General features: G+C 42.1%; 18 protein-coding genes and 1 pseudogene. 13 read left to right on the top strand and 6 right to left on the bottom strand.

All coding sequences use genetic code 11. The features are described 5' to 3' along the window. The first annotated feature begins 434 nt into the window (after positions 1-434). Positions 435-1,964 (top strand): PA2928 family protein, encoded by a 1,530-nt coding sequence (locus VK664_RS23170; protein WP_461401091.1) that lies wholly within the window; start codon positions 435-437, stop codon positions 1,962-1,964. A 7-nt stretch (positions 1,965-1,971) separates the two neighbouring features. On the opposite strand, the gene VK664_RS23175 is transcribed toward VK664_RS23170, so the two are convergent. Continuing rightward, complete coding sequence (locus VK664_RS23175; protein WP_461401092.1) at positions 1,972-3,162, bottom strand: acetyl-CoA C-acyltransferase; 1,191 nt, start codon at positions 3,160-3,162, stop codon at positions 1,972-1,974. A 135-nt stretch (positions 3,163-3,297) separates the two neighbouring features. Here VK664_RS23175 and rluF point away from each other — a divergent pair, with 135 nt between their 5' ends. Next, complete coding sequence (gene rluF / locus VK664_RS23180; RefSeq protein ID WP_461401093.1) at positions 3,298-4,044, top strand: 23S rRNA pseudouridine(2604) synthase RluF; 747 nt, start codon at positions 3,298-3,300, stop codon at positions 4,042-4,044. Between the two features lie 192 nt (positions 4,045-4,236). Here the strand turns inward: rluF and VK664_RS23185 are convergent, their stop codons facing one another. Together VK664_RS23185 and VK664_RS23190 are read right to left on the bottom strand one after the other, a co-directional pair. Beyond that, complete coding sequence (locus VK664_RS23185) at positions 4,237-5,148, bottom strand: sugar phosphate isomerase/epimerase family protein (protein WP_461401094.1); 912 nt, start codon at positions 5,146-5,148, stop codon at positions 4,237-4,239. A gap of 97 nt (positions 5,149-5,245) precedes the next feature. After that, complete coding sequence (locus tag VK664_RS23190) at positions 5,246-5,461, bottom strand: hypothetical protein (RefSeq protein WP_461401095.1); 216 nt, start codon at positions 5,459-5,461, stop codon at positions 5,246-5,248. Positions 5,462-5,954: 493 nt separating this feature from the next. Here VK664_RS23190 and VK664_RS23195 point away from each other — a divergent pair. Beyond that, positions 5,955-6,904: pseudogene (locus VK664_RS23195) on the top strand (lipid A deacylase LpxR family protein). Between the two features lie 169 nt (positions 6,905-7,073). On the opposite strand, the gene VK664_RS23200 reads toward VK664_RS23195, so the two are convergent. After that, on the bottom strand, positions 7,074-8,078 hold the full coding sequence (locus tag VK664_RS23200; RefSeq protein WP_461401096.1) for an SMP-30/gluconolactonase/LRE family protein: 1,005 nt from the start codon (positions 8,076-8,078) through the stop codon (positions 7,074-7,076). 128 nt (positions 8,079-8,206) lie between these two features. Then, on the bottom strand, positions 8,207-8,461 hold the full coding sequence (locus VK664_RS23205; RefSeq protein ID WP_461401097.1) for a hypothetical protein: 255 nt from the start codon (positions 8,459-8,461) through the stop codon (positions 8,207-8,209). Between the two features lie 206 nt (positions 8,462-8,667). On the opposite strand from VK664_RS23205, the gene VK664_RS23210 reads away from it, so the two are divergent. From VK664_RS23210 to dnaG, 6 genes are all read left to right on the top strand, one after another. Then, positions 8,668-10,083 carry a sialate O-acetylesterase gene (locus VK664_RS23210; protein ID WP_461401098.1) on the top strand — a complete coding sequence of 472 codons (1,416 nt, stop codon included), beginning with the start codon at positions 8,668-8,670 and terminating at the stop codon, positions 10,081-10,083. 21 nt (positions 10,084-10,104) lie between these two features. Continuing rightward, the gene (locus VK664_RS23215; protein ID WP_461401099.1) at positions 10,105-11,151 is read left to right on the top strand and encodes a phosphotriesterase family protein; all 1,047 of its coding nucleotides are present in this window, start codon (positions 10,105-10,107) and stop codon (positions 11,149-11,151) included. Positions 11,152-11,322: 171 nt separating this feature from the next. Then, a complete protein-coding gene (locus VK664_RS23220) occupies positions 11,323-13,062 on the top strand; it encodes a GMC family oxidoreductase (protein ID WP_461401100.1) in 1,740 nt (579 codons plus the stop codon). An 11-nt stretch (positions 13,063-13,073) separates the two neighbouring features. Next, positions 13,074-13,745 (top strand): gluconate 2-dehydrogenase subunit 3 family protein, encoded by a 672-nt coding sequence (locus VK664_RS23225; RefSeq protein ID WP_461401101.1) that lies wholly within the window; start codon positions 13,074-13,076, stop codon positions 13,743-13,745. A 355-nt stretch (positions 13,746-14,100) separates the two neighbouring features. Further along, a complete protein-coding gene (locus tag VK664_RS23230) occupies positions 14,101-15,618 on the top strand; it encodes a T9SS type A sorting domain-containing protein (RefSeq protein WP_461401102.1) in 1,518 nt (505 codons plus the stop codon). 129 nt (positions 15,619-15,747) lie between these two features. Beyond that, on the top strand, positions 15,748-17,676 hold the full coding sequence (dnaG, locus tag VK664_RS23235) for a DNA primase (protein WP_461401103.1): 1,929 nt from the start codon (positions 15,748-15,750) through the stop codon (positions 17,674-17,676). A gap of 53 nt (positions 17,677-17,729) precedes the next feature. On the opposite strand, the gene VK664_RS23240 is transcribed toward dnaG, so the two are convergent. Next, complete coding sequence (locus VK664_RS23240) at positions 17,730-20,168, bottom strand: outer membrane beta-barrel protein (RefSeq protein WP_461401104.1); 2,439 nt, start codon at positions 20,166-20,168, stop codon at positions 17,730-17,732. Positions 20,169-20,373: 205 nt separating this feature from the next. Between VK664_RS23240 and miaB the strand changes: the two genes are divergently transcribed. The 4 genes from miaB to VK664_RS23260 form a co-directional block, all read left to right on the top strand. Then, positions 20,374-21,792, top strand: coding sequence for a tRNA (N6-isopentenyl adenosine(37)-C2)-methylthiotransferase MiaB (miaB, locus tag VK664_RS23245; RefSeq protein WP_461401105.1), 1,419 nt, complete (start codon positions 20,374-20,376; stop codon positions 21,790-21,792). 53 nt (positions 21,793-21,845) lie between these two features. Continuing rightward, positions 21,846-23,090 (top strand): sigma-54 interaction domain-containing protein, encoded by a 1,245-nt coding sequence (locus VK664_RS23250; protein WP_461401106.1) that lies wholly within the window; start codon positions 21,846-21,848, stop codon positions 23,088-23,090. Between the two features lie 97 nt (positions 23,091-23,187). Further along, positions 23,188-23,721: an LPS assembly lipoprotein LptE gene (gene lptE, locus VK664_RS23255; RefSeq protein WP_461401107.1), complete on the top strand. Its 534-nt coding sequence runs from the start codon at positions 23,188-23,190 to the stop codon at positions 23,719-23,721. Positions 23,722-23,726: 5 nt separating this feature from the next. After that, a partial coding sequence (locus VK664_RS23260) for a hypothetical protein (RefSeq protein WP_461401108.1) occupies positions 23,727-24,156 on the top strand: 430 nt, incomplete at its 3' end.

Raw genomic sequence — 24,156 nt, forward strand, 5'->3', positions numbered from 1 at the left:
GCAACCAGTCACAACGATTCTGACCAGGCCTCTTTGCTGATTTATTATCAAACCTAATTATAAAAAATAAGTCCCTATGGTATTTAAAACTTATATGAATAGCCCATAACCAAATAGCAAATCTCAAAGAGTTCAATTTGATTGTAATTTCGAAATTTGCTGTACAAACTGATTTCTAAGCCAGGTATATTTTCCCACATGAACTTGCACCCACAAGAACATTCACCTGCAAGCACTCAACGTACAACCACGCTACCTACAAGAATATTAACTCACAGAAACATTTGACCACGGATCATTTGAGCACGGGAACATTTGAACACAGGAACATTCGCCAAATCAAATAGTGCAGACCAACCACTCAATAAAAGTTCAGGCTGCTAAACGCCATGAAGCCTGCAATCTATAGGGCCTAGCTTCATGAAAAATTACTTATGCTTCGGCCCAAAATGATGGTTGGCTCCGGTTGCCTGCTTATGATCCTGTTAACCGGGGGATTTATCTTGCTGCTGAGATCCTGCCTTTCCAAATATGATGAAAGGTCAGCGAAGTTGCCAGCCATAATTGTTACGGGCAATGGTAATTCAGCAAATAAGATGAACCGTTCGAACAATGATACGGCGCTTATTTTTTCAATTGTAGCTTTTGACAAAACTACTTCATATTCCTCCGGACGGGGCATAACCCATAAAACAGTTAATACTACTTATTCTGTTCAAACAAATGATATAAACACAGCAAAAAAAATCAAACACCGGGATCTAAAGGAGCATCAGGATATCAAAGAATGGCCAGTCAGAATATTAGGCTATTCGGTTGGTTCAGGCGTTTCAAAGGGTTCTAATTCTTCAGGTGATTTAAGCTTCTCTAACGGTTCAGGCGGTTTCGGCTTCGTGTGGATATTTATGGGTGAACTGATGGCTTTTGATGCGATGACACTCGAAAAAGTCGCCGACATTCAAAAGCTGGAAGAAATAAATCCATCGCTTAAAAGTAAGTTCCCAAAGGAAGCACGTTATTATGAGTTCGAAAAAGATTTAGGCCTTATTTTGTTCACCGCCACAGATGGAATAAAATGGCAACTGGATCCCCTTAGTTTAAAGACTTCAACACGCGCAACAAATTCATCAATTGACAAATACAAAAAATCGCTCGACAGTATTGAAAATTTGCAAGCCATAAACACCCGGCTAAAAGATTCTGTTTTTGAAAAGTATAGCTTAATACCTGGAAGAGATTATCGTGATAAAAAGATTGGTCTTGAAACCTATCACTCAATGCAGAATAAAATGGTTGAACTAAGGGCTAAACTGAACAATGAGTCAGACTTGCTGAGAGCCGCGTATTTGCGGGTGAGGAGTGAAAAACAGTTTAACGAACAAACAAAATCAGCCATCAATTCCCTTGGAAGAATAAATCCAGGTTATAGACAGATGGGAACCAGTCTGGATACGCTGAATAACCAATGGATAGGCATCTATGATGAAAATGAATTGCGGGATTTATCGACGCATATTTATATGCGTCGGGCTACGGACGAAACAGCCAGGCGTTTTATGGTCAGTGGAAAAATCATTTATGATAAAAATAACCAGGCATCGCTGGACCTCACCACCGCCACGCTTTTTCGTGATGTTCCATATCTTGATGGCAGCCTTTTATTAAATAAAGAAACAGCAGTTCCCTTCCGGCTTCCTGGCAACCGCTATCTTATTATTCATAAAGATTTAATCGGCACAAACGGAAAGGTCCTGGTGTCCGCAACCAATGATTCCGGCCAACTGTTATGGACAGCCGAAACAGGTCTTAAATCTTGGTTCGACTGGAAACTTGATAACAACAGTCTCATAATATTCGGGCAGGATAACCGGGAGTTGATGAGTGACGATTCAAATGTGTTGTTGATCATTAATATCAATAACGGCCAAATCAGCAAATATGACTATTTCACCGATCGTGATTAATGACCCGCTATTGCTGAATTCTTTCAATAACCATCGCACTCGCCCCGCCCCCACCATTACAAATCCCCGCAGCGCCATATTGAGCATTGTTTCGATGCAGTATATTCAGAAGCGTTACAATAATCCTTGCGCCACTACAGCCAAGCGGGTGACCAATGGAAACCGCACCTCCATGAACATTAACTGTGGCAGGATCAAGCTGCATCCTTTTGGTGTTCTCAATACCGACCACAGCAAAAGCTTCGTTCAGTTCCCAATATGATATATCGCTCATTTGGAGACCTGCCTTTTTTACAGCCAAAGGCACTGCTATCGAAGGTGTTGTTGTAAACCATTCCGGAGCCTGTTCTGCATCTGCATAAGAAAGTATTCTTGCAAGAGGTTTCAATCCAAGACTGGCAGCTTTTTCAGCACTCATCAATACCAGTGCAGCTGCACCGTCATTCATAGTAGACGCATTCGCGGCAGTTACAGTGCCATTCTTCTGAAACGCAGGTTTAAGTTCAGGGATCTTATCAAATTTTACATTGAAAGGTTCTTCGTCTTTTTCCATCATAACAGGATCTCCTTTTCGCTGAGGTATGGCAATAGGTATGATCTCATCTTTAAAAGCACCTTCTTTCCAGGCCCGTTGGCTGCGTTCATAACTTTGTATGGCAAAATCATCCTGTTCCTGCCTGGATATGCCACATTCGCTCGCACAAAGTTCAGCTGCATTGCCCATTGCAAGCCCATCATAAACATCTGTCAGGCCATCCCGGGCCAGGCCATCAATAAAACTCACATTACCATATTTATTACCCCAGCGCATATTTTCAGCATAATAAGGCACATTGCTCATACTTTCCATTCCACCTGCAATCACCACTTCCGCATCACCCAGGGCGATACTTTGGGCAGCCTGGCTGATGGACTTCATTCCACTCGCGCAAACCTTATTTACAGTAGTACAATTGACTTCTTTCGGCAGACCCGCCAGGATAGCTGCCTGCCGGGCCGGTGCTTGTCCGAGATTCGCCTGGATAACACAGCCCATTAAAACATCGTTGACCTGGTCGCCCGATATTCCAGCTTTTTCCAACGCACCCTTTATAGCCAAAGAGCCGAGTTTTGTAGCTGAAAAGTCTTTCAATGCTCCGCCAAAACTTCCAATCGGTGTTCTTACGGCAGCAACAATTACCACTTCCTTTTTTTCCATTTCAGTCAAATTATAGTCTGAGTTAATAACAATAAATAACCGAGACTGTTTAAGGATTTTTTGATGGTTCAATGTATAAAATTATCTGTTCAAATCATAAAGTTTAACTTTGCGGATCGTTATATCGATGATAATATGGATACCAGCCTGAATAAATATATTAGTGAAACGGGTTTTTGCAGCAGAAGAGAAGCAGATAATTACATCGAACAGGGCAGAGTAACTATCAATGGCCGTGAAGCTGTTAAGGGCAACCGCGTCGGGGAAAATGATGTGGTGCAGGTAGACGGGGAGCCATTGAAGAAAAAGAAGGCTGCCGTTTATATCCTGCTCAATAAACCTAAGGGAGTAACCTGTACTACAGACCTGAAAGACAAAACGAACATCATCGACTTTATGCAATTTAAGAGCCGCATCTTCCCGGTTGGCCGGCTCGACAAAAGATCACAGGGGCTGATATTTCTTACGAACGATGGAGATATAGTTAACAAAATACTCAGGGCCGGGAACAAACATGAAAAGGAATATATCGTTACCACTGATAAACCGGTCACATTAGAATTTATTCAAAAAATGCGCGGCGGTGTTCGCATACCCGGCGCCGTTACCAGGCCATGTTTTGTAAAACAGGAAGGACCCAGCAGGTTTCGGATCATCCTGATCCAGGGCCTGAACAGGCAGATAAGAAGAATGTGCGAAGCGCTTGGTTATGGCGTGGAGTCTTTAATCCGGATCCGGATTATGAATATAACACTCAATGGTCTTCAGACAGGCAAATGGAGATACTTTACATCTGCAGAAATAACAACCATTAACAATATGGTCGCCAATTCAAGTAAAACCGCGGATGGTGATAACGGCAGTGATGGAATGGATGAATAAATATGTGGAACCAGGGATCTACTACTGACATTTTTTCAATGATTTTGCAGCATATAAAATCAGAAAGATAACCGGAAGGCTGTCATGATTGTTAAGCCTTCCTCGTCAAAAAAAAGCTTAGTGAAATTAATTTCACTAAGCTTTTAGCAATTCAGGAATTATCCTGCTTCATCTATTGCTAGTAAAGAGTTATCATTTATATCCCCACTTCTTCATTATTTCAAGATCTTCTTTCATACATTCCAATGGAGCTTTTCCCTGGTAAGATTCCTGTTCAATGATAAAGTGAATGGTACCTCCTGATTTTCGACCGAGATCAATCACCTCTTTAACTGGTATCACTCCTTTACCCAATACTGTACTTTCAAATTTTTCATTGCCGGTACTGGCCTTTATCTCGTCCTTTACATGCATGGACTCGAAGCGGCCGGGATATTTTTTCATGATATCGAGTGCCTTGGCTCCTGCATTATACATATTACCAATATCAAGCTGTTGGGCCACGAGGGATCCGTCAGTTTTTGACAAGATGATATCGAATAAAGTCTGATCATTCAGTTTCTCACTGAACTCGAAATCGTGGTTATGGTAACCAAACTTCATCCCTGATTTCTTACAGAGTTCACCTGACTTATTAAACATCTCCATTGCCTTGGAAAGATCATCATAGGTTTTTCTCAGATTATTTGGCAGCGAAGGGCTGATCACGAATTGCTGACCCAGCAAAGCGGCATCCTCTACTGTCCATTTCCAACTATCGCTGAAATCATTTTTCGCCGTATCCCAGTGTTGTGAACCCATTACTGTATGTCCGCTTGGCATCTTTAAGCCAAGATCATCAAGTACCTTTTTAAATTCAGGAGCGGTGTAACCGTAAAACTTGCGATTAATATAATTCGCATGTTCAACATTTTTGTAGCCCATGCCGGCAATCTGTTTCAGGGTACCCAGCGGATCTTTTTGCATATCGGCCCTGACGGAATAAAGCTGAACACCAATCAGCTCTTTAGCTTGGGTTGATGCCAGCAGGTAGTTAGATAGTAAAGTTGAACCGGCAACCGTCAGTCCCGCATTTTTGAGAAATCTTCTTCTGGAATTGTGCATTTTCAAAAATTTAATTTGTCGGATTTTTATCCCGTGAATATATCAAATGGCACACTAATATAAATTTTTTCGCTTAGTATTCGAATTGCTTATTTCTTCATTTGTTTTTTTTGCTTCCGGCGACGACCAGTACAACACCTAGAAGCGCAACTATACCTCCAGTATAAACAGGCCAGCCTATTGACTTGTTTTCCTTCTTATTCACTTCAATAGGGCCTACATCAACAACTTTCTTTTCTGTAGTAAAGTTAATTTCGGAAAATACAAACATCAGAATTCCAATAATAATGAGAACAATACCTGTGGTGCGCATAATTAAGGGGTTTAAGAAATGAAAAATTATTTTGTTAAGCCTTCAATTTTAACGTTCAATTTCAGCTTGTAGAGCAAATTCCAGGCACCCGCCGGGCCTTCTATATCAAAGAAAAATTTGGTGTCAACTTCAACTGAAAACTCCCAAAATTGAAATTCCAGTTAAGGAAATGCCCGATCAATTACTAAATGGCAAATACTAAATGGCAAATAATTCGTGATTCGAGATAGACTATGAAGATGTCCGTTTAAAAAATCGTGCCATTAGCTTAATACGTATGTCAATATAGAATGAATTGTCAGCGATCTGGTGTTAAGTCTATGGTAGCGAACGAATTTTCCACCAATCCAGGTGTTAAATATATGGTAGAGGATGAATTATTAGCAATCCGGTGTTAAGTCGATGATAGAGGATGAATTTTCAGCAATCCAGGTAAAAAAGGTATGACATGAGTTATTATCAAAGTCTGAAAAGCTTATTCATTACAATAACAATGAGTTTTACCAGTGCTTTTGCTATCGGACAAGCTATTGACTATACTCCTGTCTACAGATCTTTAAACACGGATCGCTCTTTTCGGTTCTCCTATGAAAATGACTTTTTTAGTGCATCAGACCGGGATTATACCCAGGGTGTATACATCGAAGTGATTCATCCTTCACTTAAGAAATTTCCACTATCAAAATTGACCTGGAAGTCCTCCGCCTTCCGCAGGAACTTTGGACTGGCCCTCGAAACAAACGGATATACGCCAAACATATTGACAAACCGGGAATACAATACAATGACCGGCCCTATGCTTCAACGCTGTTACTACGGGCTTTTAATACTGCATTAAATCCGAAAACCAGGAAAAGGGTTACCAATACCATCACCATTGGTATTTTGGGACCATGGTCAGGTGGAAAAGAAATCCAATCTTCCATTCATCGCTGGATCGGGTATACAAAACCTGAAGGTTGGCATAACCAGGTACATAACGAACCGGTGCTTAATTACCAGGTCAACTATGAAAAGGCCATCCTGGGCAACAATAAAAAATTTCTCTTTACCGCCCAGGTAATGGCACGCGCCGGAACCCTAAGTACAAAAGCCGTCGCTGGTCCTGCGCTTATGTTAGGAAGATTTGAAGATCCTTATGGTGATCCACAGCAGAACCTAAAAAAGCAGAACGTAAAAAAGCTGAACATTTATCTCTATGATCACGCATCTATTAACCTGGTTGGCTACGATGCAACCTTGCAGGGTGGACTGATGAACAGGCAAAGTCCTTATATAATAGAGCCCAACCAGCTAAACCGTATTGTTTTCCAAAACAGGTTTGGCCTGGTGATCGCACATAAAAAACTGATGTTTGAATACTGGCAATCCTTTATGACAAAAGAATTCAAAACCGGCATCGAACCCAAAACCGGCGGAATGCAAATAGCATTTAAAATATAGGTAGAACAGTGGTGAGTTAAGTTGTGAGTGTCAGAATTAATAAACACTCATCACTCTGAAACTCAACTCATCACTCATAACTCATAACTCATAACTCATAACTCATAACTCATAACTCATAACTCATAACTCAACTAACCACTTACCACTCACCACTTAAAATAAGTTATCAGCGCAACTTAATCTTCAGAACGTACCTGTCCGCAGTCACAAACAGCGTCTTATCATCATCTGCAAATGCGCAATTGGATACAGCTTCTGAAACACGGACCCGGCCCAGTAGTTTTGCATTTTTATTGAACACCCAAACCCCACCCGGGCCTGTGGCAAAAACATAACCCTTCTTATCTATTTTTAGTCCGTCTCCACCGCCTTTTTCTTTGAAAGGCGCATCTGGCATGTGATAAAAAATGCGGGGGTTAATCAGAGAATCAGTTCCCGAGATATCATAAGCGTACCAGTTTGGTTTTGCTTCATCAGAATTAGCCACAATCAGTGTTTTATAGTCGGGGGTAAAAGCAATTCCATTTGGACGGCTTATTGAATCCACCAGCAGGTGAGCCTTTCCGTTAGTTACACGGTATACTCCCTGGTATGGTGCCTCTTTATTCGGATCTTCAACCAGTTTCTCAAGACCATATGGCGGATCTGTAAAATAGAAATTGCCACGGTTATCAAAAACCACATCATTCGGGCTATCGAATTTTTTCCCGTTATAATTATCAACCAGAGTTACAAATTCAGGTGAAGGTTTATCAAGTGGTGCGTTCATCTTTGCGATGCGGCGGTCTCCGTGCTGGCAGATCACCAGTTCACCCTGCGGGTTCAGCGTTAGCCCATTCGAACCAATTTCGCCACCGCGTTTTAAATTGGAAGTATAGCCAGAAGGTTTAAGATAAACCTGTTTGCCACCTTCGGCTGTCCATTTATAAATTGTGTTAGGAGGAATGTCGGAAAACAGCAGCGTTTGCTGATCTTCCAGCCATAGCGGGCCTTCGGACCAGTCCAGGCTGTCGGCGATTATTTGAATAGAAGCGCTGCCGCTTATAACAGCATCAAATTCTGGATCCAGCTTCTCGAAAGAGCCAACAGAATCAGGAGTGGACGAAGTACAGGAGAAGCACAGGCCGGTAATGGCCAGGTAAAAATAACGGGAGATAAGATTGGCAAACATCAGACAAATGATTATTGATTATAACAAACCGGCTTCCAAGCTACTGAATAAATGTATAATAAATATCCAGCTGAAGCGCAACCTGTTTTAATCAATAATCAATTTTCTGTTCAGGTAGTATTAAGGTATTAATTCGCAATTTCACTGAAATGAAATCCTTCTTCGCTTAATACAAAACTGTTTGGTACATAAGAAAGGAAAGATTGTTTCACCATTTCTTCCGCTTCCTGCTGATAACGAATCCCAACTTCCGGAGTCTTCAAAGAAAACTTCCAGCTCTGGATTTTCAAAAAAGCAATTTTACTGGCCTGAACATTATGACTGTCCATAAGCAGGCATTTCTCGGCCAGGTAGTCCTGGGCATTTTGGATGTAAGGGTACATAGGGTTGAGCATGGGTTTGGATAAGTGTGAATCGAAAATACTATCTGAAAACGGGCCTTTAACAAAAAAATTGCATTTTTCTGGTAGATTACAGGTAAATATGCATCAACCTGTAAATTTCTTATTATCGTAGAATAAATTTGAAGAAGAATCCTTAAGTTACTGGACCTCACGTGATTGCTAAAAACTTATTACAATATAGCTGTATGTCAATCTTCAAGGCCTTATTCAGTTTCTTTATTTGCGTTGCTACCGCCCTACCCGCAGTAACGCTGGCAAATATCCGGCTTCCTGCGGTACTCGCAGACAACATGGTACTGCAACGAAATTCAGAAGTGCGTTTATGGGGCTGGTCGAATCCTGCTGAAAAAATTATTATTACCCTTTCCTGGAATGGCAAGATAGACTCCGTTACAGCGAACGGTGATGCCCGTTGGTCGATAAAAATTTCAACGCTCGCAGCGGGTGGGCCTTATATGATTACCCTGAAAGGTCAAAACACCATTGTACTTAAAAACATATTGATAGGGGAAGTCTGGGTTTGCTCAGGTCAGTCAAATATGGAATGGAGCAGCCTCCAGGGGTTGAAAGAAATGAACGATGAGCTACCGGTAAGTGCAAACAGTAACATAAGGCTTTTCAATATTCCGAAAACTACTTCCGATCAACTGCAGGATAATTGCCTTGGCAACTGGGAAGAGTGCGGACCCCAATCGCTTAAAGGCTTTAGTGCAGTGGGGTATTTTTTTGGTAAGAAGCTTTATGAAAAACTAAAAATTCCAATAGGGCTCATCAACTCAAGTTGGGGCGGCACACCGGCCGAAGCCTGGACGCCTTCATCCGTCGTAACAAAAGATGAAACAACCAGGCTGGCTTCATTAAAGATAACAGAAGCACCCGGGTGGCCTACAAAACCAGGCAAGGCATACAACGCAATGATTGCGCCGCTCACGCCATTTAATATAGCCGGGGCCATCTGGTACCAGGGCGAAAGCAATACCTTAACTTATAATAGCTACCAGTTGCTGCTGACAAATATGATCAGCAGCTGGAGATTCGCCTGGGATAAGGATTTCCCATTCTATTTTGTACAGATTGCTCCTTATATTTATGGCAATAAAAATATCGGGGCTTTGCTCAGGGAAGCACAAACTAACATACAGGGACACCCGAAAACCGGTATGGTGGTTATAACTGACCTGGTAGACAATATCAAAGATATCCATCCGCAAAACAAACACAGCGTTGGTGAACGACTGGCAGAATATGCAATCGGCGATCACTATGGCCTCCATGGACATTATCGCAGTCCTTCATTCCGAAGTATGTCTGTAAATAAAAATATAGCAACGATCAAGCTGGAACATGCGGAGCCCGGCATGATGATAAAAGGAAAGAAAGCTACAGAATGGATCATTGCAGGTGCCGATAAAAAATTTTATCCCGCCGATGTTAAAATCGTCAGGGGGACCATACTGGTTTCTTCCAAACAAGTGAAAGCACCGGTTGCAGTCCGTTTTGCTTTTTCCAACGAAGCCATAGGAAATATTTTTAGTAAAGATGGCCTGCCGCTCAATCCATTCAGAACAGATGATTGGGAAATGGACACCGGCAAAAAATAGCTCAACAAATATATTCCGGCTATGAGAAGATATACAAGACGAAGTTTCATAAAAGATGGGATAACTATTGCTGCTGGTTGCAGTTTGCCTGGTCTTACCTCTTATGCAGCGGGGCTGCCTCCGGATTTTGTGATTACCGTTAACGGACCAATTTCACCCGGCAAACTTGGATTCACACTAATCCATGAACATATCATGGTTGATTTTATCGGGGCTACGAAGGTTTCCGGTTCGCGGTACAATAAGGAGGAAGTATTCAACAAAGCGCTACCTGTGCTCCTTGCGGCAAAAGATAAAGGTATTAAAACAATCATCGAATGCACACCAGCTTATCTTGGACGGGATGTACAGCTATTGAAGCGCCTGTCCGAAGCAACCAAACTCAATCTTATTACAAATACCGGCTATTACGGGGCTGCTAAAGAAAAATACATACCTCCACATGCATATGATGAATCTTCAAACCAGATTGCTGACCGTTGGATTGCAGAATGGAAAAACGGAATCGAAGGTTCCGGAATTAAACCCGGCTTTATAAAATGCGGCGTAGACAAATACCCGCTGTCTCCCGTTCAGCGAAAGTTGGTTGAAGCTGCAGCAATTACTCATCTCGAAACAGGATTGACAATCGGCGTTCATACGGGAGATGGGAAGGCAGCATTAGAGGAGATGAAAATTATCACCACCGGCGGCGCGGACCCTTCATCGTGGATCTGGATACATGCTCAGAATGAAGCTGACAGGACGTATCATTTACAGGTTGCTAAAAGTGGCGGCTGGGTATCCTTTGATGGATTCAGCAAAAATAATTCAGCTGATTATTTACGATTCCTGGATGATATGAAGACGGCTGAACAGTTAGGCAGGGTTTTAATATCGCAGGATGCTGGCTGGTACCATGTCGGAGAACCCGAAGGAGGCAACTACCGCGGATATAATGACATACCCGATTTCCTGGTTCCCGCAATGAAAGCAAATGGATTCACTGAAAGAGAATTGAACCTTGTTTTTTCAACTAACCCGGGTACAGCGTTTTCTGTTTCGAAAAAGCCATTGAAAGTTAAATAAACCGAAAGAATAACAGCATTATGAAGCTTTTTCAAGTCACATTAAAAGAGCTTAATTTAAAAAGAATCAAAATTATTATTGCATAAGGCAGTATTATTTTACATTTACGGACTGCTCATTAATCAATTGAAAGCAGAAATTATTTCAAGTTTTCTAAACTAAATTTGTGGTATGGGAGATCTTCAGGTTAAGAAACAACCTAAAAGTTACGATGCGGTTATTGTGGGTTCAGGAGCAGGTGGAGGAATGGCAACTTACGTTTTAGCAAAAGCTGGTTTGAAAGTATGCTTACTGGAAGCAGGCGGCATGTTTGATCCGGCGAAAAACACCAATCAGTTAAAGAACCCGTGGGACTCGCCAAGACGCGGAGCAAGTACAAAGTTCAGACCATTCGGTGATTTTGATGGTTGTTACCATGGCTGGGAAATCGACGGAGAGCCCTACACACACAAGGATAATACAAGATGGGACTGGTTCCGTGCAAGGATGATGGGTGGAAGAACCAACCATTGGGGACGTATTTCACTCCGTTTCGGACCCGATGACTTCAGAAGAAAAAGTATTGATGGACTGGGCGAAGACTGGCCCATTTCTTACCAGGATATCAAACCGTATTATGATAAGATTGATCAGCTGATCGGAATTTTCGGGACAAATGAGGGATTAGAAAACCATCCGGACGGCGTTTTCCTTCCACCTCCCAAACCGAGATTGCATGAGCTGATGATCAAAAAAGCAGCCGTTACTGCGGGAGTAACTACAATTCCTTCCCGACTTTCTATTCTTACAAAAAAGATAAATGACGAGCGAGGTGCCTGTTTCTATTGTGCCCAATGCGGAAGATCCTGCAGCGTTTATGCTGACTTCTCATCTGGTTCGGTTCTGGTTAATCCTGCGGTTAAAACCGGTAATGTTGATGTGATCACGAATGCAATGGTACGTGAAGTGCTTACCAACAAAGAAGGTGTTGCAACAGGAGTTTCATATGTTGACAAAAACGACATGATGGAATACCAGATCACAGGCAGAACGGTTATCATTGCTGCCAGTGCCTGCGAATCTTCCCGGTTGTTGCTTAACTCTAAATCACCAAGACATTCAAACGGCCTGGCTAACGCCAGTGGAGTTGTAGGAAAATATCTTCATGATTCAACAGGAACTGCCATGGGTGGAGTGCTTCCTGAACTGTTCGATCGCAAACGTTATAATGAAGATGGCGTTGGTGGTATGCACGTTTATTCACCGTGGTGGCTCGATAATAAAAAACTTGATTTCCCACGTGGTTATCACATTGAATACTGGGGTGGAATGGGGCAGCCTTCATATGGATTTGGAATGGGTATCCAGGGCATGAATGGTAAATACCAGGTTCACGGAAAAACGAAGGAAGCAGGTGGCTATGGTGCATCTCTCAAAGAAGACCAGAGATTCTTTTATGGCGCCGGTGTAGGTATGGCAGGCCGCGGTGAAGCCATGGCTGTTGAAACAAACTATTGTGAGATTGATCCAACCGTGGTAGACAAATTTGGTATCCCGGCCCTGCGTTTCCATTACAAATGGACAGAACATGATATCAAACAGTCAAAACACATGAAAGATACCTTCCGTGAAATCATGCATAATATGGGGGCTATCATTACCTGGGGTGATGATGGTACTCCTGAAAATGAATATGGATTGGAAGCACCTGGTAAAATTATTCATGAAGCCGGTACGGTTAGAATGGGTAACGATCCTAAACGTTTCGCACTGAATAAATGGAACCAGGCACATGATTGCAAAAACCTGTTTGTTGTTGATGGAGCTGCATTTCCCAGCCAGGCCGATAAAAACATTACCTGGACCATCCTTGCTCTGTCAATGAGAACATCTGAGTACATTATCGATGAAATGAAAAAACAAAACTTATAAAATAGGATACTATGGACAGAAGAAAATCCCTCAAAGCCCTGGCCCTTGGTTCGATTTCTGCCGGTGTTTTATTTGAAGCTTGTAAAACTGATGATAAAAAACCGGTTGATAAAGCTGAAGGTACCGGTGCAGCGCAGCCGAAGATCGACCGCATGCCCGAAGAGACTGAAGCTTATAATGCAACCATCTCAAAACAATTTTTCACAGCCCACGAAATGGCGACCATCACCATCATGGGTGATATCATCATTCCAAAAGATGAGGTAAGTGGATCTGCTTCAGATGCAAAAGTTCCTGAGTTTATAGAATTTATTGTGAAGGATATGCCACATCATCAATTGCCAATGCGTGGAGGTCTCAGGTGGCTCGATATGCAATGTTTAAAAAAGTATGAAAAAGCGTTTAAGGATTGTAGTGAGCAACAACGAATCGAAATGGTTGATCAGCTTGCTTATCCTAAAAAAGCAAAACCGGAAATGGCTCCGGGCGTTTCTTTTTTCAACCTTATGCGTGACCTGGTTTCAACCGGATTTTATACTTCAGAGATTGGAGTAAAAGATATCGGTTATGTTGGTAATCGTCCTAACCAATGGAACGGAGTACCTGATGAAGTATTGAAACAATATAATATAGCTTATTCAGAAAAAGAATTGAAGGAATGTATCAGTTACGATAAGGCCTGATTTATCTCTCAATTTATTTATCATTTGGGTCAGCAGTAATATTTACTGCTGACTTTTTTTTGTCCATAGATCTCCATCATCCTTACACTCATTACATTTTAAATGTCCTCCTTTCGTTCATCCCGATCTTATACCTGCTTGTTCAACCCATTTTTATACCTATATCTGCGCCGTTCATCCGGGCAACTGATTGTTTGCCCCTCGCCTTCCCTTTCGGGTTTCTTTCCCTAAAACTTATCAATTTTCCCAAAAATGGAATCATTCCCAAAAAACTTGATCAATAATTGATTGTCCTTGAAGAAGATACATTCGGGCACGGAAGGTGTAACAGAATACACAACCGTAAGACCCGATTATGAAACATTACCCTGACAAAACCATTCTGAAATCAATCTTTATTATTATCTGTCTTTTTTCAAGGTTTATAGTAAATGGCCAGCCTTGTACCCCTGCGGGCGACCAAACAACTTATGGAACCGGGAACGTGTGGATAGGATATGTTTATTCCGGAACAAACTTCAATACCTACCGGGGATATGTAAATGAAGGCAATGCCGGCAACTATGAATTCGATCAGAATTTTGGTGGTTCTTCAGTTAGTTATGTTACAAACGGATGCCCGATTACTACAAATGTATTCAGTGTGAGATACAAGCTTACCAAAACATTCACCAATCAAAATATTGATTTCACGGTTTCAGGTGATGACGGTTTCAGGTTAAGTATAGATGGCGGTGCGACCTGGCTGATTAACAGGTGGAATGATCAGGGCTATACATCTGTTACCACATCAGCTTTTATGAATGGCTCTTATAACATGGTGCTGGAATATTATGAAAACGCAGGTGACAACAGGGTTACATTCAGTGCCGGGACAGGCTGCACAGGAGCAGGTAATCCAGCAGTTTATGGTATCAACAACACCTGGCAGGCTTATATCTACCAGGGGACGAATTTTAATAGTTATAAGGGTTCAAAAACAGAAGGTTCAGTCCTTGATCCAAATTTCGATGAAAGTTTCGGTGGTGATAATGTTGCTATGAACTTCCTTACCTGCCCGATCAACACAGAAGCTTTCAGCGCCCGTTTCCGTTTAACCCGGAACATGCCGGCCGGTACCTATATATTCACTATTGGTGGCGATGATGGTTACAGGTTTAGTCTTGATGGTGGTGCAACCTGGGTAATAGACAGATGGGTAGATCAATCTTATAATGTTACAAGTTATACTACTACCCTTAGTGGCAACCGCAATATGGTAATTGAATATTATGAAAACAGTGGAGGTAACAGGATCAGTTTTACAATGTCTGCTTCTCTGCTCCCGGTAAAGCTGACATCTTTTAATGCATCAGCAATCTCTGAAAATCGTGTGCAGTTAAACTGGACTTCAAATGCAGAAGTAAATTTCAACAGGTATATTATTCAACGCAGTTATGATGGCAGGAGCTTTACTGATATTGCAACTCGACTGGCAAAGACCGGAAACAGTTTTGTTAATAAATATAGCCAGGTTGATCAGCCATCAAAAAAAGGAAACATTTATTACCGTCTCGCTATGGAGGATCTTGATGGATCTGTAACTTATTCATCCATCGCCACGGTTAGCATCAACAATATTGCTGCAAACAGGATATACCCAACTGTTGTAAATGGCAAGACCATCTTTCTTGAATCAACCAGGTCGGTAGAAAAAGCGAATATTGATTTATATGATATGAACGGTAGAAAAATTTCTTCAACCAATACAAAAATTGTTGCGGGGAAACAGGAAATAAATCTGGCTGCAGGAACTAGTGCGAAAGGATCATACCTGGTACGAATTACAGATCAGCAAGGTCCGGTATTAAGCCAGACGATAATAATTCAATAGCATTTGTAATCCTGGCTGGTATTATAAAACCGGTTCCTTCCTATCCGGGTAGGAACCTTTGCTTTTAAGTATCCTTTAGCTGGCAATTTCGACGCCAGCGCTTACCTTTACCGGTTCATACTACCGAGCTTGATTTCCCAGCAAACCATACAACAGATACTAAACCGGATCGATATTGTCGAGATAGTCGGCGAATTCGTGAAATTGAAAAAACGCGGAGCCAGTTATCTTGGACTTTGTCCTTTTCACAACGAAAAAACACCTTCGTTTACCGTTTCTCCATCAAAAGAAATTTACAAATGTTTTGGCTGTGGCCGTAGTGGGAATTCCATTGGTTTCCTGATGGACCATGAAAAATATTCCTATGTTGACGCACTGCGATGGCTGGCAAACAAATATGGTGTGCCGGTTGAAGAAACGGAAACATCACCGGAATACAAACAACAACAACAGGTCGCCGATAGCCTGTATATCATAAATAACTTTGCACAAAAATATTTTACAGGGCAGTTGTTTGAATCTGAAGAAGGCCAGGATATAGCGCTCAGCTATTTGAAAGAAAGAGGTTTCAATGAAGAGATCATCAGGAAGTTTCAGATCGGCTACAATCCCCAGCAACGGGATGGTTTTACTAAAACTGCGCTGGCGGCCCAATACAGCCTGGAAAACCTGCAGCGAAGCGGCCTGGTGGCTGTCAGGGAAAATTACAGTTACGATAATTACCGCGGCCGGATCATTTTTCCTGTTCATAACCAAACCGGTAAGATCCTCGGTTTTGGTGCCAGGGTAATCGGGTCGCAGGAACGTGGACCAAAATATATCAACACTCCGGAGAACGAGTTATATGTAAAAAGCAAAATCCTTTACGGTTCTTATTTTGCGAGACAGGCTATAGATAAAAGCGATGAATGTTTACTTGTTGAAGGATATACAGATGTTGTATCACTTCACCAGGCAGGAATTGAAAACGTGGTTGCTTCTGGTGGAACCTCACTTACACCTGATCAGCTGAGGTTGGTAAAAAAGTATACAAGTAATCTCACCATTATCTATGATGGTGATGCTGCAGGTATCAAGGCTGCATTAAGAGGACTTGACCTGGCACTTGAAGAAGGTCTGAACGTTAAGCTGGTGCTCATCCCCGACAAGGAAGATCCGGATAGCTATGTGAACAGGATTGGTGCAGCGGCATTCCGGGAATTTGTACTCGAAAACAAAAAAGATTTTATCTTATTTCAACTTGAAGTCGGTCTAAAAGACGCCGGTAACGACACAAACCGGAAAGCAGAAGTTGTGAACCAGGTAGCAGAAACAATATCGCGTATCAATAAGATTGAAGACTTTTCAAGACAACAGGATTATATTCGTCAAAGTGCATCTGTTTTAAAAATTGAAGAAAGCGGATTGACAGCTCTGGTCAATAAATTCATCAGGGAAAAAGTTACAAAACAGGAAAACAAACAAAACGCTGAAGACTTTCGCAATGCGGAAGCAGCGGCTGCAGCCCCACCCGATGATGATACCCTCAGTTTACTGAATCGCGATGAGATGCAGGAACGTGGTATGGTGAGATGTTTACTCGAATACGGCATGATGCCCTGGGATGACGAACATACAGTGGCAGAATATATACTGCAGGAACAGATCGACAACGGTACTATTGCAAATCCTGAACTGATGCGTATTATTGAAACATATAAAACATGGTTTGAAGAAGGCCTGGCTCCCGGCCCTAAGAACTTCCTCTATCATGAAGACCGGCAGCTCAGCACGCTGGTCCTTTCTATCATGGACTTTCCCTACGAACTTAGTCACAACTGGAAAGACCAGTTTGAAGCAAAAATAAAAACCACGGAAGAACTATACCGTGATGAGGTTACTTCCACTGTGAATTACCTGAAACTTCGCAAGGTCAAAAAGATGATTGAAGACAATCAAAGGGATCTTGAGCGGCCTCACAGTTCAGATGAACAGATGATGCTGATACAAACTCATCAGCATCTTAAAATGATCGAAAGAGAGTTGCTGCAGAAGGCAGGTACGGTGATCCTGAAATAAACAGTTTGCTTCGTTTACAACCTGGTAGCTGCATAAATATTTTGTTTGAATAGCTAGGTTTTCAGCATTTCTTTCAGCTTGTCTTTTTCTGCTTTTGCCTTTGCTTTACTTACACCCCTTATGAAATTGTAGCCCAGCGTTATCCGATAGTTTCTTGAATTTGTGCTGTTCATAGATTCCAGGTTAAAATTGGGTCCATAAGTGAATGACATATTTTCCTGCTGGAACAAAGGATCTATTGCATTAATCGTAACGATAAAACGTTTGTTGAAAAATTTTCGCTGAACGCCTATGTTCATGCCCAGATTACTTCTTACAGTACCCTGTGGATTTGCAAACCTGTTGAAAGTAAAATTGGCATTTATGTTCCATACATCCACCGGCATATAACTCGCATTGAAGTTACTCGTAAACGATCCGCCATTCCGGTATTTATTTACTTCACGGTCAAACCTGCTGTATTCATTTATGGTATAACCTGCGCTGAAGTTAGCTCTTAGTTTCTTAGAAAAAGTATAGCCCGACCAGGTGCTGATCTCATATTCTTTCCGATCATCGATATTCCTCCAGCTTGTTTCCGTTTTACCATCGGCTACCAGGTCGCGAACCTGGATAAAAACATCCTTGACAATATTGTGTCCCATCCCGAGATTCACATAAAACTTGCTGCTGTTTTTACCAATTACCAGGTCGAAATTGTGAGATGTTGAAGCTTCAAGGTCAGGATTACCGTATCGCAGGTTATAAGGATTGCTATAATCAATACTAGGGTTTAACTGATCGATACCAGGCCGCCTGATTGTTTTGCGGTATGAAACAGTAAGATTCAATTCGTTTTCCCAGTACTTATTAAAATTTGCAAAAGGGAGCCAGCTGATATAGCTATTGCGCACCGTTCTGTTACCATTTGTTAAATCAAAATTGATTCCCGTTCGCTCCGCATTGATACCACCAGTAACACTCACACCTTCAACGATAACTTGTTTCAAGGATACACGTAGATTGCCGATGGTCTGTATAAAATTGAAGTCATTGCTTAATCCGGCATTTCGTATGAACATATTACTACCTGACTTATCCAGGTTAAGAAAATCAACCAGCACATCATTTGAAGCATAATTATACCAGCCACCTGTTGAGATAGTGGTTGTTTGGTTATCCAGCAATTTATCATAATTCAACCTGATGCTGAACCCACTATTCCAACTGGTATTGTCCTGCCTTTGTGTTGAATCGATTCCGGTGCCTGTATGATCGGGATTTAAAAATTCCTGGTAAAAGAGACGGTTATTTTCGTTATATGAATAGTTAGCCCCGGCGATGATCCTCAAAGTTTCACCAGGCTTTTTGCCCCTCCTGGTATAAGTCAGGTTCATCGAGGGATTCAAATTCAGGCCATCAGTCTGAGTACTGCGGTTACTGATCCGGTATACCTCTTTCTCATTGCTCAGATTGGTAAAAACAGATTCGTTATAATTGTCAAAAACATTTTCATTAAACTGCAGCAACAGGTTTAAGCTATTGCGGGAATTGATATCATAGTCAACACTAAGCCTGGCATTCGGCCTGTTACTTTTATTTATGTTGTTGTAAGAACTGTACAGGAAATTTGAAGAATCCGGATAAATGTTTTCCCGCTTCGAGTAGCCATAACCGGTATACCTGTTTAAGCCGGTACCGGCATTGAAATTTATAGCCAGGCCTTTACGGCGATAGTTGATATTACCACTTAGCCCGGTTTCACCCCTGGTACCCGCAGAAACATTGAACCTACCTCCTAAGCCTACCCTGCCTTTCCGGGTAACGATATTAATGACACCACCCTGCTCATTTGCATATTGCGGAGGCGGGTTGGTCATCACCTCAATCCTTTCAATCATAGATCCTGGCAGCGACTCAAGAAAATCCTGGAGCTGCTGAGCATTCAGGTCAACGGGTTTATCATCGATAAGAATTTTTGGTTCTTTTCCCCGAACGCTTAATTTTCCGTCCGGATCGGTGGCGATCAGGGGAACGTTTTTCAAAAGTTCACTCACACTCGAGCCTGCGCTGAGCGGCGATTCAGCTGCATTATAAGTTATGTTGCCTTCACGGCTTTGAATAAGCGGTTTTTCAGCATAAACAACTACCTCGTCAAGTTCCGCCGAAGCATTGAGTTTTAGCAACAAATCATTCAGGCTAAAGTCGAACCTCTCCTCACGTACATGAATACTGTCTATTAACATCGGCTTAATACCAATAAAGGAAATCCTCAACTGGTAGTAACCGAAAGCTAAGCCGGTGAATGAGAAATCGCCGGCGTTATCACTGGCGGTCGATCTCCGCAATTGAATAGTGTCAGCAAAAGGAAGCAATTCAATGGTGGCACCAGACACGGCCGCCGATTTTTCGTCCAGCAGATTGCCCGCGATAATCCCGGGACCGGAAGTCTGAGAAGAAACACTTATTACACAAAAAATAAATACGAAGGAAAAAGCAATTTTTGAAATCATCCTGGGGTCGAAATTAATAATTTATATTAAAGTTCTCAATGACTTTTCGGTTTTTGAGCTTTTTGGCGCAGAAAGTATGTCCTTTAACAAATGGGCTCATAACAAACTAATCTGACATATTCTTAGACGCCAAACATATGGAAAACCTGTTCTGCCAACCTGTCATTTTTCCTTATCTTTGCACTCTTAAATTTTTAGGATTTTCATGTTTGATCTTGTAAGCAATAAAACCCATAATGAAGCCCGTCAGGGAGAGGCGCTGGTATTACCGCTGCAAGCCGAAGCCCCGGTTGCGCGTCGGTTTTACATCGAAAGTTATGGCTGTGCCATGAACTTTGCCGACAGTGAAATTGTGGCGTCCATCCTGAATGAGAGCGGATTCGGCTCTACAGGAAATTTTGAAGAAGCTGATCTTATCCTCATAAATACCTGTTCGATCCGCGAGAAAGCAGAACAGACAGTACGCAAGCGACTGGAACTCCTCCGCAAGGTAAAGAAACGTCGTCCCGGAACACTGATCGGTGTTTTGGGTTGTATGGCAGAACGGCTGAAATCCAAACTGCTGGAAGAAGAAAAACTGGTTGACCTCGTAGTAGGCCCTGATGCTTATCGTTCACTTCCGTCACTGATTGCCGAAGCTCAAGGGGGGCAAAAAGCAGTCAACGTCTTGTTGAGCCGTGAGGAAACCTATGGTGATATTTCACCAATCAGGCTCGACGGCAATGGCGTTACCTCCTTTGTGAGCATTATGCGTGGCTGCAATAACATGTGTTCATTTTGTGTAGTACCATTTACAAGGGGTCGTGAAAGAAGCCGGGATGCCGATTCGATTGTGAGAGAGTGTGGTGAACTGCTTGAAGCCGGTTACCGGGAAGTGACCCTGTTGGGACAAAATGTAGACAGCTATCATTGGACAAATGAAATTACCGGTGAAACCGTAACTTTTGCCATGTTGCTGGAAAGAGTTGCGTTGATAGATCCGAAATTAAGGATAAGGTTTTCCACCTCGCATCCAAAAGACATCACTGATGAAGTGTTGTTTACGATGGCCCGTCATCATAATATATGTAAGTACATTCATCTGCCGGTGCAAAGTGGTTCCACCCGCTTGTTGCAGCTGATGAACAGAACCTATACCCGGGAATGGTACATGGCGAAAGTCGACAGGATCCGGGATGTTCTGCCAGGATGCGGATTAAGTTCTGATGTGATTGCGGGATTCTGTATGGAAGAAGAGACAGATCACCAGGATACATTAAGCCTGATGGAATATTCGCGCTATGATCAGAGTTATATGTATATATACAGTGAAAGACCGGGTACCCTCGCCGCAAAAAGGTATAAGGACGATGTACCCGCTGAAGTAAAAAGCAGGCGACTGGACGAGATTGTTGCCTTGCAATACAGGCTTTCACATGAAAATAACCAGATGGACGTTGGTCAGACTTTCGAAGTGCTGATCGAAGGTAATAGCAAAAGAAGTGATCAGCACTGGATGGGCCGCAATGGTCAGAACAAGGTGATCATTTTTCCAAAAGGCAGCCATGGCCTTGCCAAAGGTGACTATGCGATGGTTAAGGTTAACAGCTGTACGAAAGCAACCCTCCATGGGGAAGTTATTTGATGGTCCCACATGTAGTGCGAATCAATTAATTGAAGAAGGAATAAAAAGATATAATGGCAGACATCCAATCGATAAAAAACCGTTTCGGAATCATAGGTAATTCACCCGCGCTGAATTTTGCACTCCAGGTAGCATCCCAGGTTTCTAACACAGATCTTACGGTGCTGATTTTTGGTGAAAGCGGAGTTGGTAAGGAAGTGTTTTCCCAGATCATACATGCATTATCTGCAAGGAAACACAATCCCTTTATAGCAGTGAACTGCGGAGCTATTCCTGAAGGAACTATAGACAGTGAATTATTCGGCCATGAAAAAGGGTCATTCACCGGTGCAGTCGATAGCCGTAAAGGTTATTTTGAAACTGTGAGCGGTGGTACCATTTTTCTTGATGAAGTCGGGGAATTACCACTTGGTACACAGGCAAGATTATTACGTGTGCTGGAAACCGGCGAGTTCATAAGAGTAGGTTCATCGAAAGTTCAGAAAACAGATGTTCGTGTAATAGCAGCAACAAACCGCGACCTTCTCGAATCCACTCAAACAGGTAAATTCCGCGAGGATCTTTACTACCGTTTAAGTACAGTTCCTATCCGCGTTCCTTCTCTGCGCGACAGGCAGGAAGATATATTGTTATTGTTCAGAAAGTTTGCGGCAGATTTTTCCGACAAATACAAGGCTGCAATTATACAGCTTGACGACGACGCGAAAAATGTGTTAATTAGCTACAGCTGGCCGGGAAACGTGCGCGAATTGAAGAATATTGCAGAACAGGTTTCAGTATTATCAACTGATAAAAACGTGAGTGCAAGAGAATTGAAGAAGTTCCTGCCTGATCGTGATTTTAACCGTTTGCCTATCCTGGCTCATGCAGCAGCAAATAGCAATGGTCACGAATTCGCAAACGAACGCGATCTCTTATACAAGCTTTTTTTCGACATGAAAAAAGATGTTACCGAGTTGAAAAGAATGTTTCTGGATATGCTTCAAAATCCTGAGATGGCAGTGAATAATAAATCTTTCATGAATGAGCTCAAGGATTTGAAAACTGAAGAGATGATGTCTCATAGTCTTCAACCGGCCATTTCCAATAAACAACCGGTAATGATCCATCATGGTCATGATTCAATTGACCTGCACGAGGAAGTAGAGGAATCTTTGAATATAATGGATAAGGAAAAAGAACTTATTCTTAAAGCTTTAAAAAAACACAAGGGTAAACGAAAAGATGCTGCTCTTGATCTCGGAATCAGCGAGAGAACTTTATACAGGAAGTTAAAGGAATATGATATCAAGGAATGATTGATGTCATATAATGATTGATGTCAAATAAAGATGTTTACTTTACGTTTTCCGGCAACAAAAGGATTAGGAATTCATTTGAAAATTTATAAGATCAATGTTATCGATTAAACATTTTCGTTCTGTTTTGTGGTTAAGATTGATACTGGCATTTATGATTATTGCCCTGGCCGGAGGATGTTATTCCTTCAAGGATGCCAGTGTACCTGCAAGCGTGAAAACATACCGGTTGAAACTGATTGAAAACCGGGCAACTAATGTAAACCCGCAGCTGGCGCCGCAGTTAACCGATCGTTTACGCCAAAAGATCAATAGCCAGTTCTCGAGGCTTCGTCCAACACAGGGTGAGGACGCACACTATGATATCGCAGCAACCATCGTCGATTTCAGACCTATTACATCGGGTGTTTCAGGAGATCAACAGGCAGCAACAAACCGGATAATCGTTACCGTAAAAGTCGATTTTATTAATACCTTGCCTGAGGGAACAAAAAGTTTTGAAGCCGATGTTTCGCGTAATTTCGACTTTTCTGCTACTGTCGATTTTACAACTGCACAGCAGCAGCTTCTACCGACTATTGTTCAGAACATGAGCGATGAAATCTTTAACAGGATCTTTTCCAACTGGTAATTAATATGGTCAGCAATATCAGCCAAATAGTATATCAGCTATTTCAGAAAGAAACACTGGATGAGGTTTCTGAAAGTGAACTCCGTTATTTTATCAGGCAGTATCCATATGCGGGTACCGGTCACCTGCTGCTTGCCAAAAAACTGCAGCTGGAAGGTGAAAAACGAGCCTTTGAACGAGAGATAGCTGTCACCTCCATTTACTTTAATAATCCGGCCTGGCTTCAATTTGTATTACAGGAGCCTAATGAAAACGGAAGAGCAGATACGCAACATCCTCCTATATCCATTCATCCTACTGAGATTGAAAAACAAATAGATCCCGAAGATGAACTTGAAGAGGAGAATACGGCGGTAGAAGACCAGGAAGTACAACCAGCTGACGATCCTATTGTTGTTTTACCCGGGGAAGTATCTGATCCGGCAAGTGAAAATG

The organism is Flavitalea sp. (assembly GCF_035489435.1).
Taxonomy (GTDB): Bacteria; Bacteroidota; Bacteroidia; order Chitinophagales; family Chitinophagaceae; genus DATHKG01.